A 15965-nucleotide genomic window follows, 5' to 3' on the forward strand; every position below is an offset into this window, starting at 1 on the left:
GTTCAGGTGGCAAAGCTGGCGGCCAGCGATCCAAGGATCAAGCTCCAACCATCGACCAACACAAACAACATCAGTTTGAAGGGCATTGAGATCATCATGGGCGACAACATCATCATGCCCATGGACATGAGCACGCTGGCCACAATCAGGTCAATCACCACGAAGGGGATGTAAATCAGGAAGCCGATGGTGAACGCGCTTTTGAGTTCAGACGTGATGAAGGCGGGCACCAAAGTGGAGAAGGGCACAGCCGCTGCATTGACGGGCTCGCCTTTGTTGGCCATTTGCATGAACAGACCAATGTCGTCTTCGCGTGTTTGCTTCATCATGAAGTTGCGCAAAGGTTCTTCGGCGGCAGCCAAAGCTTTGTCAAAGGCCATGCCTTTTTGCATGTAGGGCACCAAGGCGTTGGTGTAGATGTCGTTCAAGATGGGCGACATGATGAACAAGGTGAGGAACAAAGACAAACCTACCAACACTGTGTTGGGGGGTGTTTGGCCCGTGCCCAGCGCTTGGCGCAAGATGGACAACACAATGATGATGCGCACAAAGGCCGTCATCATGAGCAGGAAAGAGGGCAGCAGCGTGAGCGATGTCATCAAGGCCAACAGTTGCAGCGATAAGCTGTACTGTTGTTGGCCTTTGGGGCCGCCCGTGACGTTCAGCATGGGAATGCCCTGCGCTGAAGCGGCAAAAGGAAATGCCAACATGGCCAATGCAAGGATGCAGCTGGCCAAGACGATCGGTTGTTTGAATACTTTACGCAGCATGAGCGTCTCCGGGGGCAGACAAGCTTGCGCTGAGTTCGCTCAGTTCATTCTGCAAAGAGGATGGGGGTTGGGCAACGCCTTCAGACCATTGGGCCAAGGCGGAGATTTGAGAGGCCGTGATGCCCACCATGACCTCGTGTTCGCCAACGCGAACCAAGGCAATTTTTTGTCGAGGACCGACGCTGACAGACTCCAAGATTTGCAATCTGCGGCCAGCGTTTTGGCTGTTCATGCGAGACTGTAAACGGCGCAGCGCCCACAAGAGCGCAGCCATCAAAGCCAGCACCAAGGCAAAGCTGCCGAACATCCGAAACAGGTCGGCGCTACCAAAGCCGGGTGCCATGTGGTCCTCTTTTCTGTGTGTCTAAAGAGAGGAGTTTATAAGTTCTTCATGCGTTCTGACGCGGGCGCCACACGCGTGAGGCGAACGCCATAACGGTCATTGACCAAAACGATCTCGCCTTGGGCCACCACCGTGTTGTTGACCAACAGGTCGAGAGGCTCGCCTGCGATGCGATCGAGCTCAACCACACTGCCTTGGGTGAGGCGCATCAGGTCGCGAATTTTGATCATGGCACGGCCCACTTCAATGGACAGCGTGACGCTGATGTTTTGAAGGACTTCAGGATTGATTTGGCGTTGGGCCGCTTCGTTTTCGATGGCGGCGTCTGTTTGTGTATCGGTCATGTCGTTTTCCTGAAAATTTATTGCATACCGGGAATGCAAGCCCGCTCAATTTGCACGGCGGTTTGTGCGCCAATGGTGCCCACTTGGACATCAAATGCAGGCAAGCCGTTGACCAACAAACGGGCCAGATCGGGCTTCTTAAAGAAGAGCACGTCGCCTTCTTTCATAGCTTCAATTTCGCCAAAAGAAGATTCAATGCTACCCAACAAGACCCTAGCCTCCAAGCTGGCGCTGTCAACAGCTTCTTCCAACTCTTCGCGCCATTGTTTGTCGGACTCGTCGTTGCCATCGCCGGACTGAACTCGGCTGCGCAACAATTCGCGAATGGGTTTGAGCGAGGCATACGGATACACGAGGTCAATGAAGCCTTGTGCGTCCATGTTGCCTTCGGCTTCAAAGCGCGTCAAGATGACCAAGTCATTCTCGTCGGCGATTTGGGCAAACTGGGGGTTGATTTCGGAGCTGACCAATTCAAAGTCAACAGGCAAAACAGCCGACCATGCATCTTTGAGTGATTTGAAGAAGACTTCCAAAATCATGTTGATGATGCGTGACTCGGTGGGCGTGAACAAGCGGCCGGGTGGCAAGTTGCCAACGCCTTTGCCAAAACCACCAAAGAAACTGTCGAGTGAGCTGAAGACCACCGTGGGGTCAATCACCACAATGGAGTTGCCGCGCAAGGGGTTCATGCGAACCACATTGACCGACAAGGGGGCTTTCAAGCTTTTGAGGTAGTCGCCAAAGCGAACAATTTCAACCTGGTTGGGATTGACCTTGGGGCTGGTGCGCAGCATTTCGACCAAGCCCAAACGAAAGGTGCGAATGAAGCGCTCGTTGATCATGTCGATCGAGGTGATGTTCACCCCCAAGCTGCTGTCTTCGCTGGCCAGGTCGTGTTTCTTCACCCGTGCGGCGGTGTTGAAGCCAGTGTCGACTGGAATCGAACCATCCATCACGCCTTCTGCCAAGGCAGAAAGTTCGTCAGGTGTTAATAAAGAGGTGGCCATGAAACTCTCAACAATAAATAAGTTGATGCGAACAGGTCTGGGACAACTTATTGCACGATGAAGTTGGTGAAGTGAATTTCTTCAATGCCACCGAAGTCTTCGTATTTTTCAAGCAAGGTGTTGATGGCATCGCGAATTTTGGCGGCCAACTCTTTGCGGAAATCGGGTTTGACCAAGTCGGCATCGGTGGTGAGACGCATCACGTCCATCACGGCTGATCGAATGGCAAAGTCGTGCTTCTTCACGTTTTCAAAAACGCGGTCGTCGTAATGGGTCATGACGGCAATTTGCACAGACATCACTTTTTTGGAGCCACTCACATTGACCAAGAACTCGCGTTCAATTTGCATGTAGGTGTACTCAAAGCGAGTGAGTTCAGGTGAATCTTTGGTCTTCTTGCCTGGCTTGGCGTCGCCTTTTTTGTCGCCATGGCCACCGCCATGCGCATCCGCAGCTTCTGCTGCGGCTTCAGGGTCAACTGGGGGTTTGGGGTTGAAGTAGCCTGTGAAAAACAAGGTTCCCAGCACGATGCCCACGATGAGCACGATCAAGCCCACCACACCGCCAATGATCAGGACGATCGGTTTCTTCTTTTTCGGCTCTTCTGCGACGACTTCTTCTTCTGGAGCTGCTGTGGCCATAGGTCACCTCTATATAAACAAGTTCACTCTGTATTTCACAGAGTTTCAATTAACTGATCAAGCCAGTGTGTCCCAAGCATCGTTCGATCGGAGATCTTTGATGCGAGATTCAGTGGCTGCGACTTCCGTCACCGTGGCATTGACTGAGTTGTCAGAGCCGTTGTTTTGACGTGGTGTCGAGTTTCCGCCAGATCCACGCTGGTTTTCACTGTTCACCCAGACATTAGCAACTGTCATGCCTGATTGTGACAAACTGTCCTTGAGCTTGGGCATGCCCTGGGCAATCAGCTCTCGGGTCAGCAGGTTGTCGGTTTTGAAAACGGCGTCCAAACCGCTGGCGTTCATGTCTAGCTCAACGTCAATTTTGCCCAAGTGGGCGGGGTTGAGTTTAAGTTGGAGTTTCCATTCGCCTTTTTCAAGCTGGTCTTGGAGTCGCTCAGCCATGGCTTTGCCCAGTTTGTCGGCCATGTCTTGAATTTGGGCGGCACGGTCGGTCATGCCGGGGTTGGCCAGGGCCGCACTGGTGGCGGCAGCACCCAAAGCGCCAGTGCTGGCTGTGTTGCGACCCGAATCGGGGTTCACAAAGCCGCTGTTGTTTTGGTCTTGGAGGGCGTCCAAGGCCGACATGATGTTGGGGTCGTCTGCGCCCAAGTCCAGCAAGACTTCCTTGCCATCACCGCCTTGACCTTTGCTGTTGAGCAGGTTGGCCGTGAGTTGGCCCCAAGCCGCAGCTTGATTCGAACCATTGAGCTGGGCCAATTGGCGGGTCATGCTTTCCCAGGCGGGAACCATGCGCATGCGCATGGCGTCCAAGGGGCCCATTTCGGGGGCTATTTCAGCCAACTGGTCCACGCTGCCCAAGGCTTGTGAGGGGGCGGCGTTCATGCCACCCAGTGCTTGGAGCACGCCGGTTGCGCCAGCGGCTTGCATCAAGGCGTTGACGTCAGATGCCTTGGGGGTGGTTGCTGATAAATGGGGTGCTTGCGCCCAGAGGGGCGTGGCCACTTGGTCGGAAATGGTCAAGCTGTTGGGGTGGGCTTGAATCCAACCCAAGGTGGCAGCGCTGGGCAGCAAGGTCAGCGTGTTGGCGTCGCCCGTAACGGTGGTAGGTGCTGTCGTGACAGGCATGGTCATCAACGGGTTGGTTGGGAATCCCAGCAAGCCCATGTTGGCGCCATTCAAACTGGCGGGATCCGTGGCCAAGGCTGCGCTTGCATCGGTGGCTGTGCCGAGGTCGCCAAACAAGGCTTGCACCGCCGATTCGCTCAGACCTTGTGCCCGAGCAAATTGGGCCAGGCTGTTGGGGTCGGGCAGGGGCGAAGCCGCGGTGATGACTGAAAACTGGTCGCCTAAATTGAGCGTTTGCAGCGCTGCCGTGGTGGCATCTGTGGCCTCGCCTGTGGCGGTTCCGGCAAGCTCTTGCCGCTCGCCCTTGGCCATCAGGTCGCGCATGACCCCCGCAAATTCCTGCCCATTCATGGGCTTGGCGAGGTTGGGGTCGAGCCCCCCCGAACCGCTGGAAGCCCCTACTGACGAGGGGTTCGAGACAGGTGCGGTCAAAAAGTTGAGGTTGGCGTCCATGGTATTTCCATCTTCAGTTTGATGTTTCAACCCCGGTTTTGAGGCCGGGTACACCTTGTATTAGCAAAAACCGTGACAGGAGAGGGCTTGCCGCTTTGGCGGGGTCAGGCGAAACAGGGGTGGGTGTCGGGATTCCAGGTGGCATGGTCTTTGCGTAACTCGCTGCACTATGGAAGAAAACCATGCAGTTTGATTGTTTTAACCCTCTGAACAGCCCTTTAGGCCACCCATGAGCACCTTGACCCTGTCAGCGGTTCGACAGAACCTTGCCAAATTTGATTACACCGGCCTCGGCTTGCCCGCGCTGGTGTTGTTGATCATGGCCATGTTGGTTGTGCCCCTGCCTGCGCTGCTGTTGGACGTTCTGTTCACGTTCAACATTGCTTGTAGCTTGCTGATCATCATGATCGCCATCGGTACCCGCAAGCCGCTCGAGTTTTCATCCTTCCCTTCTGTTTTGTTGTTTGCCACCATGCTCCGTTTGGGCTTGAACGTGGCGTCGACCCGTGTGATTTTGGTCAATGGCCACGAAGGCCACGAAGCGGCTGGCAAAGTGGTGGCGGCTTTTGGTGAGTTTGTGATCGGCGGCAACTACGTGGTTGGTTTCATCATCTTCGCGATTTTGATGATCATCAACTTCATCGTGGTGACCAAAGGTGCGGGCCGTGTGTCTGAAGTGAACGCACGATTCACCTTGGATGCCATGCCTGGTAAACAAATGTCGATTGACGCTGACTTGAACGCCGGCGTGATTGACCAAGAAACTGCCAAAAAGCGCCGCGAAGAACTTTCGCAAGAATCTGACTTCTTCGGTTCGATGGACGGTGCTTCTAAATTCGTTTCCGGCGACGCGGTCGCTGGTTTGCTGATTTTGGTCATCAACTTGATCGGTGGTTTGACCATCGGTGTGGGCCAACACGGTTTGTCTTTGTCAGACGCGGGCCGCATTTACACCTTGCTGACCATTGGTGACGGCTTGGTGGCACAGATTCCTTCTTTGTTCTTGTCACTGGCCACCGCCATCATCGTGACGCGTGTGACCACCTCTGAGTCCATGACGGAACAGGCAACCACCCAATTGGCCAATCCAACTGCTTTGTATATGTCTGCTGGCATTTTGGCTGTGTTGGGTTTGGTGCCAGGCATGCCTCACTTGGTGTTCATCACATTGGCTTTGGCCAGCGCTGGCTTGGCCTATCGCATTACGCAAAAGCAAAGTGAACCTGTTGTTGGAACGCCTGCTGAACAAGCGGCGCAAGCTGCTTTGGAAGAGCCTAAAGAATTGGATTGGGACGACGTTGACCAAGTGGACTTGATTGGCCTTGAAATTGGTTACGGTTTGATTCCCTTGGTGAACCCCGAAACCGGTGGTCAGTTGATGAACCGCGTGAAGGGTGTTCGCAAAAAATTGTCGGCCGAGTTGGGCTTTTTGGTCCAGCCTGTTCGCATTCGCGACGCCCTCACCATCGATCCCGATGCGTATCACATTGTGTTGAAAGGTGTGGTTCGCGGCAAAGGTCAAATCAAGGTGGGCAAAGAGTTGGCCATCAATCCAGGTCAGGTTTACGGTCCTTTGGAAGGCCAAGCCACGCAAGAGCCCGCCTTTGGTTTGGACGCTGTGTGGATCGATCCTTCACAGCGCGACTTGGCTCGCACTTTGGGTTACACCGTGGTGGACGCCAGTACCGCTGTGGCCACGCACTTGAACAAAGTCTTGCGCGACAACGCCTCCGATTTGCTGAGCCACGACGAAGTTCAGCAGCTGCTGGACAAGTTGGCTGCCAAGTCGCCTAAGTTGGTTGAAGACTTGGTGCCCGGTAAGTTGTCCTTGGGCGTGGTGACACGCACCTTGCAGAATTTGTTGAACGAGTCGGTGTCGATTCGTGACATGCGCACCATTGCTGAAACCTTATCTGAAGTGGCCAGCCGCACCCAAGAGCCTGAGCAATTGACCGCTTTGGTTCGTCCTAAGTTGGGCCGCATGATTGTTCAAAGCTTGGTGGATGACACCAACAGCTTGTCGGTGATGACTTTGGATCCAAGCCTCGAGCAGTTGATTCACAACATCTTGCAGCAAACTGCGCCTGGCCAAAGCATTGCCATGGAGCCTGGTTTGGCTGAACGTTTGTTTGGTGCTTTGCGCGATGGCGCGCGTGCCGTGGAAGAAATGGGTCACCCTGCCGTGTTGGTGGTATCGCCCGTGATTCGCCCTTGGTTGTCCAAGGCTGTGCGTTATCGCGTGAACGATTTGACCTTGTTGTCTTACAGCGAAATTCCAGATGATCAGACCGTGAAAGTGGTGCACACCGTGCACGCCGAAACACGCTGAACAGCTTAGACAAACAATCAAATAAAACCAGATTCAACCCTTAGATTGATGAAGAGATAAGACCATGGAACTCAAACGCATCCTTGCTCGCGATACACGCAGCGCCACTGAAAAGGCGATGGCTTTGTACGGCCCCGATGTGTTGATCATCTCGAATCAACGCGTGGAAGGGCAAACAGAATTGATCGTAGCTTTGGAAGTGGCCGAGGCCAGTCCAGAAGAGTTGATGGACGACGAGGTCGGTAGAAGCACGGTGACTGTGCAAGCCGCAGCGCCCACACGCCAACAAGTTTCCAATACACCCTCTTCTGTCAGCAGTCCTTTCAGTGACCATTTGCACCACTTGATGCAATCGGGCGCTAAAAAAGAGGCGCAAGAAGAAGCTTCTGAAGCGATCACATTCAACAAACTCACGCGTGACGCATCCTCTTCAGAGCACTTGTTAACACAAGGCCGTGAGCAAGTTCGCAGCCAAGAAATCGTGTCTTTGGTGCGCGAAGAGTTGGCCGCATTGCGCCAAGAGTTTCGCTTGAGCCAGCAAACAGCCAGCTGGCAAATGAACCAATACTGGCCCGCACACATTCAGCCCTTGGTGCAAGCCATGACCGAGGCTTCTGTGCCCACTGCCTTGCGCGCTTTGCTGCAAGAAGGCTTGCGCGAGCAGCCCAGTTTGGACAGCGCCTTGGCCAGCATTCGAAGCCAACTGACGCACAATTTAGAGCGCCCCCAAGAAGGTTTTCCCAACCGCGGCGTTCAGGTCATGGCCGGCTTGTCGGGCTCTGGCAAAAGCTTGATGGTGGCCAAAGCGGCGCAACAAGCGGCCCTGCATTACGGTGTCGAATACGTGGCGGTGGTGAGTTACCACGACATGCGTGCTGGCGCTTGGGCACAAACGCAAATGCTGTGCGCCCAATTGGGTGTGGAGTGTTTCCGTGCAGCCAACCCCGAAACACTGAGTTTGCTCTTGAATGAGCTGTCACCACGTCGCTTGATTTTGATTGACACCCCCGGTGTGCAGATGAACGAGCGTTTGGCCGAAATTTCGCAAATTTGCCCAGAGGCCGGTTTGCATGCGGTGGTGCCTGCCGACTCTTCTGGCGTCACCTTGTCACGCATCATGTTGAAATCCAATCTGCAATGGCAGAGCCTGATGATCAGCAAGTTGGACGAATCGCATTCGCCCTGGCCCCTGATCCAGTTTTTGATTGCCGAAGGCGCGCAATGCGTGGTTTCAGCGGGCGGCAGTTCGGACCGCGTGGCCGATGGCTTGAAATCGTCGGGCTTGCAAAAACTCATCAACATTGCCATGGCGCAATTGACCCCAAGCTCTGAGGCTTTGGGCGATGTCATGGTGGAAGCTGACCTAAAACCTGCGACACTAGAGCCTCAGGTGAAAGAGCTTGAAGCTGCCAATGAACCCCTCACCCACACACTGGGTTTGAGCCGTCCTCATTGGTCAGTGGAAATCCCTCAGAATGAGCTTCATGGATAAAGCAAAAAGTACCCAAGTCATTGGCATTGCCAGTGGCAAAGGAGGGGTGGGTAAAACCACGGTCTCTGTGAACTTGGCTGTTGCATTGCAGGCCATGGGTCACCGCGTCATGTTGTTTGACGCCGACATGAGTTTGGCCAATGCCCAAATTGCATTGGGCTGCCGTTGTCCCTACAACCTCAGCCACTTTTTAAGTGGCGAGAAAACCCTGCAAGAAATCATTGTCACCACCCGTCAAGGCATCAAGCTGGTGCCGGGTGCGTCTGGCATTCAAGAAATGGCAGCCTTGGGTGATATCCAAGCGGCCAACATCGTGCGTGCCTTCAGCGCGCTCACCGATGACATCGATTTTCTGATTGTCGACATGGCCGCTGGCATTTCGCCTGAAGTGTTGGCTTTCATGTCCGCTTGTTCCCGCCGTTTTGTGGTGGTGCGCGACGATCCGTCGTCCATTGCCGACGCCTACGCCACCATCAAGGTGCTGATTCAAGACCACGGTTTGGATGAGATTTACCTCATCCCCAATGGTGTGGGAAGCGCGCAAGAAGGCTATCAACTGTTTGAGCGCATCAACCAAGTGTGTGCCCGCTTTTTGAACCGCACCATTCGCTACTTGGGCTCGATTGAAAACGACGAGCTGATTTTGGCGGCGCTCAAAAAATACCAACCGGTGGCCGAATTTGCCCCTGGCAGTGCAGGCGCACGTGATTTCCGTCGATTGGCTGAAGCCATTCGTCAGTTGGCGCCCATTGATGAGGCTTCGGGTGGCTTGCAGTTTTTTGTGGAGCGTTTGGTGAAAACCAGCGCATAAGACCATGGCCAACTCCACTCGCCTTTACGAACAGGTTCAAAACAACAGCGAAGCGCTGGTCATGGCCCATTTGGGCATGGTCAAGCGCGTGGCTTTGCACCTGAAGGTGAGACTGCCGCCTTTCATGGAACTCGACGAGTTGATTCAAGTGGGCATGATTGGCTTGCTCGAAGCGGCCCGCGCTTACGACCCCGTCAAGGGCATCGAGTTTGAGAATTTTGCACACAGCCGCGTTCGCGGGGCCATTTTGGACGAGGTGCGTCGCCTGTCCTTTTTGCCTCGTTCGGCCGTGGCCATCAACAAATCGCACAGTGAAGCCACCCACGAGTTGGGTGCCGAGTTGGGCCGCACACCCACCCAGGCCGAATTGGCCGACTACATGGGCAAGGACATTGAGCTGTTTCACAAAGAGCGCACCCAGGCGCGTCGCTTTGAAACCTATTCCATGGAAGTGGTGACCGAGGAGGTGATGAACATTGCCACCGATACGTCGCAGCAGCCCGAGGCCATTGTGGAGCACGAGCAGTTCATGGGCGCTTTGACCGATGCCATCGGCGATTTGCCCGAGCGCGACCAATTGTTAATGAATTTGTATTATGTTGAAGAGCTGAACCTCAAAGAAATTGGTGAAGTTTTGGGTGTGACCGAGTCCAGGGTGAGCCAGTTGCTCACGGCGGTGGTCAAAAAACTGCGCGGTACTCTCAAAGTTGAGCCCGCCAATGTGGCCAAACCCAAGGCTGTAAAGGGTGCGGCATGAGCCTGTCCTTCGCTTTTTCTGGGGTTCGCGCCAATCCGCCGCCATTTGTGGCTTCTTTTGCATCTGAAGACTCAAGTTTCCCGATGTCCCTCCGATTCCTGCTGTGTCAGGATCAAAAGGAACAAGACATCATGCGAGTACATTTCAAAGCAATGGAGAGCTACGGCGAAGGTAACCATGCATCACAAGCCATGGTGGCCGATAAGGTTGAGCTCATTCAGATGCTGTTTGACGGCTTGATTGACAGCTTGGTCACAGCCAAGGGTCACATTCAGCGTGGCTCTATTGAAGACAAGAACAAAAGTTTGGTGCGCGCTGGCCGCATCGTCCTGGGCTTACAAGGTGCCTTGGACTTGGACAAAGGCGGCGACTTGGCACGCAACCTGTACGAGTTGTACAGTTATGTGACACGCCGTTTGGTGCATGTGAATGCTCGCAATGACCTCGATGCATTGCAAGAAGTTCACACGCTGTTGAATGAAATTCGCCAAGCTTGGCGTGATGTTCCTAACTTGTTACCTAAAACTGCGCCTGCATCAGGTGTTGCAATGTCTGCAATGCATTGAGCTTTTGCCTGAAAGGGCAAAGCTTTGAAGGAACAATGACGGGCGCAGCTGGGGAGCCAGCCGCCCGTTTGGTCGTTTTTGGAGAGAAATATGGTTGCGATTATTGGTATCGTCGTTCTGATGGTTGCCGTGTTCGGGAGTTACATCCTGCACGGTGGCGACATGGCGCCTATTATTAAAGCAGCGCCCCTTGAGATCATGTGTATTTTGGGCGCTGGCATTGGTGGTATGTTGGTCGGTAACTCCATGGACATCTTCAAAGGCGCCATGGCCGGCATGGGCAAAGTGTTCAAAGGCCCTGCGTACCATAAAGAGGACTACCTCAGTACCATCTTCGTGGTGTCCAAAATCATGAAGACCTTGAAAACCGAGGGCCCTGTGGCCCTTGAAGCGCACATTGAGAACCCCGAATCCAGCGCTATTTTTGCGGAGTACCCCAAAATTTTGCACGACCATGCTTTGTTGGACTTGGTCTGTAACACGGTTCGTTTGATGGTGGTGTCTACCAGCCCCTTGAGCCCTTATGCGGTGGAAGACGTGATGGACGCTTCCATCAAAACTCACCACCACGATGCTTTGAAACCACAGGCCGCTTTGGCCACTTTGGCTGGTGCGCTGCCTGCGCTGGGTATTGTGGCTTGCGTGTTGGGTGTGGTGAAAACCATGGGTGCGATTGACCAACCGCCTGCCGTGTTGGGCGGCATGATCGGTGGCGCCTTGGTGGGTACCTTCTTGGGCGTGTTCATGGCTTATGGTTTTGTGGAGCCCATGGCTTCACGCTTGGCACAGATCATTGAAGACGAAGGTCAGATTTTCAAAGTGGTGAAGCAGATCATCATTGGCACTTTGCACGGTCACCCCATGCCTTTGATCATTGAGGCCGCGCGTTCCAGCATCAGCCACCACAATCAGCCTAGTTTTGCTGAAGTGTTTGACGGGTTGCGAGGCTAATCGCCATGGCTGAAGCAGTTTTAGAAGCGCCAACAGAAGAGGCAGTTGCGGCAGACGCACCCGCAGAAGCGGGTGCGCAGGCAGGCGCTGTGGCTGAAGGCACGCCTGAAACAGAAGCTGAAGCTGCGCCCCTCATTCCTGAAGAAGCCGATCCCGATGCGCCTGTGGTGGTGGCGCCGTCCATCACCATCAAAAAGATCATGGACGATGGCCATGGTGGTGCGCACGGTGGTGCTTGGAAAATTGCGCTGGCCGACATGATGACCGCCATGATGGCCTTCTTCTTGTTGATGTGGCTGTTGGGTGCCTCTAATGCCGACCAACGTAAAAGCATTGCAGACTATTTCAAACCCACCTCGCACAGCAATGTGACGATGGGCAAATTGGCGGGCTCCGACGGCATGTTGGGGGGTCGCTCGGTCATAGATCCCGATGGCTTCCCCTTCTCTGCCAAGCAAACCAGTGCATTGAACATGGTGACCCCACGCTCTGAAGGCGGTCCCACAGAAAACGATCCGTCACCCAAAGGTGCTGACAGCAAAGAGTCGGGCCAAGATGGCGATCCAGGCAAGAAAGCGGCTGAGGCTGCCGACAAAGCCAACTTTGACAAGCTGGAAAAAGAAATCAAAGAGGCCATGGCCAAGAATCCGAAGCTGGAAAAAATGAAAGACCAGGTTTCATTTGCCAGAGACAAAGATGGCTTGCGTATCGAGATTCTCGACAAAGCCGACTTCGCCATGTTTGGCTTGGGTACCACCAACATGACGCCCAAGGCGCAAGCTTTGTTGAACGAAGTGGCCAAAACATTGCAGGGCATTCCCAACAAAGTGGCCATTCGAGGGCACACCGACAGCATTCAGTTTGCCAACACCGACGACCGCAACAACTGGTCTTTGTCGGCCGAGCGGGCGGAAGAAACGCGCAAGATCATTGAGAAAAAAGGCATTCCTAACAGCCGGTTTGCCAGGATTGAGGGTGTGGCCGATACCGCGCCTTACAACCCGAACGATCCCAAAGATCCTCGAAATCGACGGATCGGCATCACGGTGTTGAACCAGTAAAACCTCCCAAAAGCAGCTTTTCGAAGCTGCTTTTTTTTATGTCTTGACCCCTTGCCTTGGACTGTTCATAATTATTTCAAGCTTCAACTATTGAAGTTGAAACAATCAAATTTCAGGAACAAGGAAAGCGTCATGAACATCGTCTGCCTTGGGGGCGGCCCCGCCGGTTTGTATTTCGGCCTGCTGATGAAGTTGCGTCATCCAGAACACAAGGTCACGGTGCTGGAGCGCAACAAGCCTTATGACACCTTCGGTTGGGGGGTGGTGTTTTCCGATGCCACCATGTCGAGGCTGCAAGTGGCCGATCCGGTCACAGCCTCTGAGATTTTGGGTGCGTTCAACCATTGGGATGACATTGCGGTGCATTTCAAAGGCGAAACCATGCGCTCGGGGGGGCATGGTTTTTGTGGCATTGGTCGAAAGCGCTTGCTGAACATTTTGCAAAAGCGCTGCGAAGCGCTGGGTGTTGAATTGGTGTTTGAGGCCGAGGTCGATGCCCATGCCGACATTGCCGCGCAATACAAAGCCGACTTGGTGATTGCGTGTGACGGCATCAACTCCAAAGTGCGCACGCGCTTTGAATCCACCTACAAGCCCGACATTGACGAACGCCAATGCCGCTTTGTGTGGTTGGGCACGCGCAAGTTGTTTGATGCCTTTACGTTTGCCATTGAAGAAACCGAGCACGGCTGGTTTCAGGCGCATGCCTATCAGTTTGATGGCGACACATCGACCTTCATTGTGGAGACGCCTGAGTCCGTGTGGAAGGCTGCGGGTTTTGAAAGCATGTCGCAAGAAGAGTCAATTGCGTTTTGTGAAAAGTTGTTTGCGAAGTATTTGGACGGCCATCCCCTCATGACCAATGCCAAACATTTGCGAGGCTCTGCGCATTGGATCAAATTTCCGCGCGTCATTTGCGATCAGTGGGTGCACTGGGACACGTCGGCCGATGGCAGGAAAGTGCCTTATGTCCTGATGGGCGATGCTGCGCACACCGCACACTTCTCAATTGGGTCGGGGACCAAGCTGGCGTTGGAGGATGCCATTGAACTGGCCGACACCTTTGAGCGCGTAGGGCACGATGTCAAAGGCATGAAGGAAGTGATGACTGCTTACCAAGCGACCCGATCTGTGGAGGTGCTGAAGATTCAAAATGCTGCGCGCAATTCGACAGAGTGGTTTGAGAATGTGGCGCGCTATGTCAATTTGCCACCACAGCAATTTGCATACTCGCTGCTCACGCGCAGCCAACGCATCTCGCATGAAAACTTGCGCTTGCGCGATGACAAGTTTGTGGCCGCCTACGAACGTTTCATGGCCTCGCTGGCCAACTTTGATGACAGCGCCAAAGCCAAATCAACGCCGCCCATGTTCTTGCCTTTGCAAGCGCGTGGTGTGAGTTTGAAGAACCGCGTGATGGTGTCGCCGATGGCGACCTATTCAGCCGTGGACGGACTTCCAGGCGATTTTCATTTGATGCATTACGGCGCCCGTGCCGTGGGCGGCGCCGCCATTGTGTTCACCGAGATGACTTGCGTGACGCCTGAAGGGCGCATCACGCCGGGTTGCCCTGGTTTATGGAATGACGAACAGCAAAACGCCTGGGCGCGCATTGTGGATTTTGTCCATGCACAGTCAGATGCCAAGATCGCTTTGCAGTTGGGTCATGCAGGGCGCAAAGGTTCGACCCGTAGGGCATGGGATGGCATTGACATGCCTTTGAACGACACCGCACGGGATGGCGACAACTGGCCGCTGATGGCGCCCTCGGCTTTGCCCTACATGGACGGCGTGAGCCAAGTGCCGCATGAAATGACGCAAGCCGACATGGACGCCGTGTTGGCGGCGTTTGTATCTGCCGCAGAGCGGGGTGCCAAAGCCGGGTTTGACTGGCTGGAGTTGCATTGTGCGCACGGCTACTTGTTGTCGGGTTTCATTTCGCCGCTGACCAACCACCGAAGCGATGCGTTTGGCGGCGCCTTGGCCAACCGCTTGCGCTTTCCGCTGGCTGTGTTCACGGCGATGCGCCAAGTATGGCCACAAGACAAGCCGATGTCAGTGCGCATCTCAGCGCACGATTGGGTGGAGGGCGGCATCACACCCGACGATGCGATTGAAATTGCCAAAGCGTTCAAAGCCGCCGGTGTGGATTTTGTGGACTGCTCTTCAGGTCAAGTCGACAAGCGCGAAAAGCCCGTCTATGGCCGCATGTTTCAAACGCCGTTTGCCGATCGCATTCGCAATGAAGCGGGTGTGCGAACCATTGCAGTGGGCGCTATATCAGAAGCAGACCATGTCAACAGCATCATTGCGGCTGGCCGCGCTGATTTGTGCGCAGTGGCGCGACCCCATTTGGCCAATCCTTCTTGGACGATGCAAGAGGCCGCGCGCATTGGATACACCGATTTGAACTGGCACAAAGCCTATGTGTCGGGCAAGCGTCAAATGGAAACCAATTTTGAACGAGCTGCCGCCATGGCTGCAATGAGTGCGTCACCAGCAGCCGCCAAAGGAGAGAATTGATGCGACACGTTTGGATCACGGGTGCTGGACGAGGCATTGGTGCGGCCATTGCACATGCGTTTGCCCGTGAAGGGGCGGTGCTGAGTTTGTCGGGTCGCAACTTGCAGACTTTGGAATCGCAAGCGGCTGAATTGCGCAAGGCGTTTCCTGGTGTGAAGTTGCACTTGAGTGTCATGGACTTGAGCGACCCCGCTTCAGTAGAGGCAGCGCACCGCGCCAATCATGCGGCTTGGGGTCCTGTGACGTTGCTGGTCAACAATGCAGGCCAGGCGCTCAGTCAGCCTTTTGCCAAGACGGATTTGCAACTTTGGCAACAAATGTTGAATGTGAATTTAACGGGCACTTATTTGTGCATTCAAGCGGCATTGCCAGACCTGTTGGCCGAGAGTGCCAAGGGTCATGCCGCCCGGATTGTGAACATTGCAAGCACAGCCGGCTTGAAAGGCTTTGCTTATGTGTCTGCGTATGCTGCAGCCAAGCATGGCGTGATTGGTCTCACCCGCAGCTTGGCATTGGAGTTGGCGCGCAAAGGTGTGACCGTGAATGCGGTGTGTCCTGGTTTCACCGAGACCGACATTGTGCGCGAGTCGCTTGCCAACATTGTGGCCAAAACGGGTCAAACCGAAGCGCAAGCACGCGACGCATTGGTGGCACACAACCCACAGAAAAAAATGATTCAACCCGATGAGGTGGCGCAAGCTGTGATGTGGCTGTGCAGTGAGGCCGCAGCATCGGTCAATGGTCAATCGATTGCCGTAGATGGCGGGGAGACGATGTGATGGCACAAGA

The 15965-nt window shown here is 54.4% G+C and carries 15 protein-coding genes; 9 read left to right on the plus strand and 6 right to left on the minus strand.

Translation table 11 applies throughout. The annotated features are described in order from the left end of the window. Positions 1–2: 2 nt before the first annotated feature. Genes fliP through L103DPR2_RS02840 form a run of 6 tightly spaced genes read right to left on the minus strand, consistent with a single transcriptional unit; the run spans position 3 to position 4686 of the window. Entirely contained in the window at positions 3–770 is a 768-nt protein-coding gene (gene fliP / locus L103DPR2_RS02815) for a flagellar type III secretion system pore protein FliP (RefSeq protein WP_231717666.1), read from the minus strand. Next, positions 760–1113: a flagellar biosynthetic protein FliO gene (gene fliO / locus L103DPR2_RS02820; protein ID WP_055359656.1), complete on the minus strand. Its 354-nt coding sequence runs from the start codon at positions 1111–1113 to the stop codon at positions 760–762. Before fliO ends, fliP begins: the two co-directional genes overlap by 11 nt. A 35-nt stretch (positions 1114–1148) precedes the next feature. Beyond that, the gene (gene fliN / locus L103DPR2_RS02825; RefSeq protein ID WP_055359657.1) at positions 1149–1457 is read right to left on the minus strand and encodes a flagellar motor switch protein FliN; all 309 of its coding nucleotides are present in this window, start codon (positions 1455–1457) and stop codon (positions 1149–1151) included. Positions 1458–1474: 17 nt separating this feature from the next. Beyond that, on the minus strand, positions 1475–2464 hold the full coding sequence (gene fliM, locus L103DPR2_RS02830) for a flagellar motor switch protein FliM (RefSeq protein WP_055359658.1): 990 nt from the start codon (positions 2462–2464) through the stop codon (positions 1475–1477). A 47-nt stretch (positions 2465–2511) separates the two neighbouring features. Beyond that, positions 2512–3105, minus strand: coding sequence for a flagellar basal body-associated FliL family protein (locus L103DPR2_RS02835; protein ID WP_055359659.1), 594 nt, complete (start codon positions 3103–3105; stop codon positions 2512–2514). 57 nt (positions 3106–3162) lie between these two features. Then, positions 3163–4686: a flagellar hook-length control protein FliK gene (locus tag L103DPR2_RS02840; RefSeq protein ID WP_055359660.1), complete on the minus strand. Its 1524-nt coding sequence runs from the start codon at positions 4684–4686 to the stop codon at positions 3163–3165. A gap of 229 nt (positions 4687–4915) precedes the next feature. Between L103DPR2_RS02840 and flhA the strand changes: the two genes are divergently transcribed. The 9 genes from flhA to L103DPR2_RS02885 all read left to right on the plus strand — a co-directional run bounded on the left by flhA (position 4916) and on the right by L103DPR2_RS02885 (position 15955). Then, positions 4916–7015, plus strand: coding sequence for a flagellar biosynthesis protein FlhA (flhA, locus tag L103DPR2_RS02845; protein ID WP_055359661.1), 2100 nt, complete (start codon positions 4916–4918; stop codon positions 7013–7015). A gap of 64 nt (positions 7016–7079) precedes the next feature. Then, a complete protein-coding gene (locus tag L103DPR2_RS02850) occupies positions 7080–8507 on the plus strand; it encodes a hypothetical protein (protein ID WP_055359662.1) in 1428 nt (475 codons plus the stop codon). Next, on the plus strand, positions 8500–9318 hold the full coding sequence (locus tag L103DPR2_RS02855; RefSeq protein WP_055361805.1) for a MinD/ParA family protein: 819 nt from the start codon (positions 8500–8502) through the stop codon (positions 9316–9318). Before L103DPR2_RS02850 ends, L103DPR2_RS02855 begins: the two co-directional genes overlap by 8 nt. Positions 9319–9322: 4 nt before the next feature. Then, positions 9323–10075: an RNA polymerase sigma factor FliA gene (gene fliA / locus L103DPR2_RS02860; protein ID WP_055359663.1), complete on the plus strand. Its 753-nt coding sequence runs from the start codon at positions 9323–9325 to the stop codon at positions 10073–10075. Between the two features lie 131 nt (positions 10076–10206). Beyond that, complete coding sequence (gene fliS / locus L103DPR2_RS02865; protein WP_055361806.1) at positions 10207–10641, plus strand: flagellar export chaperone FliS; 435 nt, start codon at positions 10207–10209, stop codon at positions 10639–10641. A gap of 90 nt (positions 10642–10731) precedes the next feature. Then, positions 10732–11592 (plus strand): flagellar motor stator protein MotA, encoded by an 861-nt coding sequence (gene motA / locus L103DPR2_RS02870; RefSeq protein WP_055359664.1) that lies wholly within the window; start codon positions 10732–10734, stop codon positions 11590–11592. A gap of 5 nt (positions 11593–11597) precedes the next feature. After that, the gene (locus L103DPR2_RS02875) at positions 11598–12653 is read left to right on the plus strand and encodes a flagellar motor protein MotB (protein WP_055359665.1); all 1056 of its coding nucleotides are present in this window, start codon (positions 11598–11600) and stop codon (positions 12651–12653) included. 132 nt (positions 12654–12785) lie between these two features. Next, on the plus strand, positions 12786–15176 hold the full coding sequence (locus L103DPR2_RS02880) for a bifunctional salicylyl-CoA 5-hydroxylase/oxidoreductase (RefSeq protein WP_055361807.1): 2391 nt from the start codon (positions 12786–12788) through the stop codon (positions 15174–15176). After that, on the plus strand, positions 15176–15955 hold the full coding sequence (locus L103DPR2_RS02885) for an SDR family NAD(P)-dependent oxidoreductase (protein ID WP_055359666.1): 780 nt from the start codon (positions 15176–15178) through the stop codon (positions 15953–15955). The genes L103DPR2_RS02880 and L103DPR2_RS02885 overlap by 1 nt, the downstream gene beginning before the upstream one ends. Positions 15956–15965 lie beyond the last annotated feature (10 nt).

It is taken from the genome of Limnohabitans sp. 103DPR2 (assembly GCF_001412575.1).
Taxonomy (GTDB): Bacteria; Pseudomonadota; Gammaproteobacteria; order Burkholderiales; family Burkholderiaceae_C; genus Limnohabitans_A.

Excerpts from the sequence above, each read along its gene's own strand:
- L103DPR2_RS02835 (WP_055359659.1), bottom strand. The coding sequence starts at position 3,105 with ATGGCCACAGCAGCTCCAGAAGAAGAAGTCGTCGCAGAAGAGCCGAAA.
- fliP (WP_231717666.1), bottom strand. The coding sequence starts at position 770 with ATGCTGCGTAAAGTATTCAAACAACCGATCGTCTTGGCCAGCTGCATC.
- L103DPR2_RS02885 (WP_055359666.1), top strand. The coding sequence starts at position 15,176 with ATGCGACACGTTTGGATCACGGGTGCTGGACGAGGCATTGGTGCGGCC.
- fliS (WP_055361806.1), top strand. The coding sequence starts at position 10,207 with ATGCGAGTACATTTCAAAGCAATGGAGAGCTACGGCGAAGGTAACCAT.
- L103DPR2_RS02880 (WP_055361807.1), top strand. The coding sequence starts at position 12,786 with ATGAACATCGTCTGCCTTGGGGGCGGCCCCGCCGGTTTGTATTTCGGC.
- L103DPR2_RS02875 (WP_055359665.1), top strand. The coding sequence starts at position 11,598 with ATGGCTGAAGCAGTTTTAGAAGCGCCAACAGAAGAGGCAGTTGCGGCA.
- fliM (WP_055359658.1), bottom strand. The coding sequence starts at position 2,464 with ATGGCCACCTCTTTATTAACACCTGACGAACTTTCTGCCTTGGCAGAA.
- L103DPR2_RS02855 (WP_055361805.1), top strand. The coding sequence starts at position 8,500 with ATGGATAAAGCAAAAAGTACCCAAGTCATTGGCATTGCCAGTGGCAAA.
- L103DPR2_RS02850 (WP_055359662.1), top strand. The coding sequence starts at position 7,080 with ATGGAACTCAAACGCATCCTTGCTCGCGATACACGCAGCGCCACTGAA.
- fliA (WP_055359663.1), top strand. The coding sequence starts at position 9,323 with ATGGCCAACTCCACTCGCCTTTACGAACAGGTTCAAAACAACAGCGAA.
- L103DPR2_RS02840 (WP_055359660.1), bottom strand. The coding sequence starts at position 4,686 with ATGGACGCCAACCTCAACTTTTTGACCGCACCTGTCTCGAACCCCTCG.
- motA (WP_055359664.1), top strand. The coding sequence starts at position 10,732 with ATGGTTGCGATTATTGGTATCGTCGTTCTGATGGTTGCCGTGTTCGGG.
- fliN (WP_055359657.1), bottom strand. The coding sequence starts at position 1,457 with ATGACCGATACACAAACAGACGCCGCCATCGAAAACGAAGCGGCCCAA.
- fliO (WP_055359656.1), bottom strand. The coding sequence starts at position 1,113 with ATGGCACCCGGCTTTGGTAGCGCCGACCTGTTTCGGATGTTCGGCAGC.
- flhA (WP_055359661.1), top strand. The coding sequence starts at position 4,916 with ATGAGCACCTTGACCCTGTCAGCGGTTCGACAGAACCTTGCCAAATTT.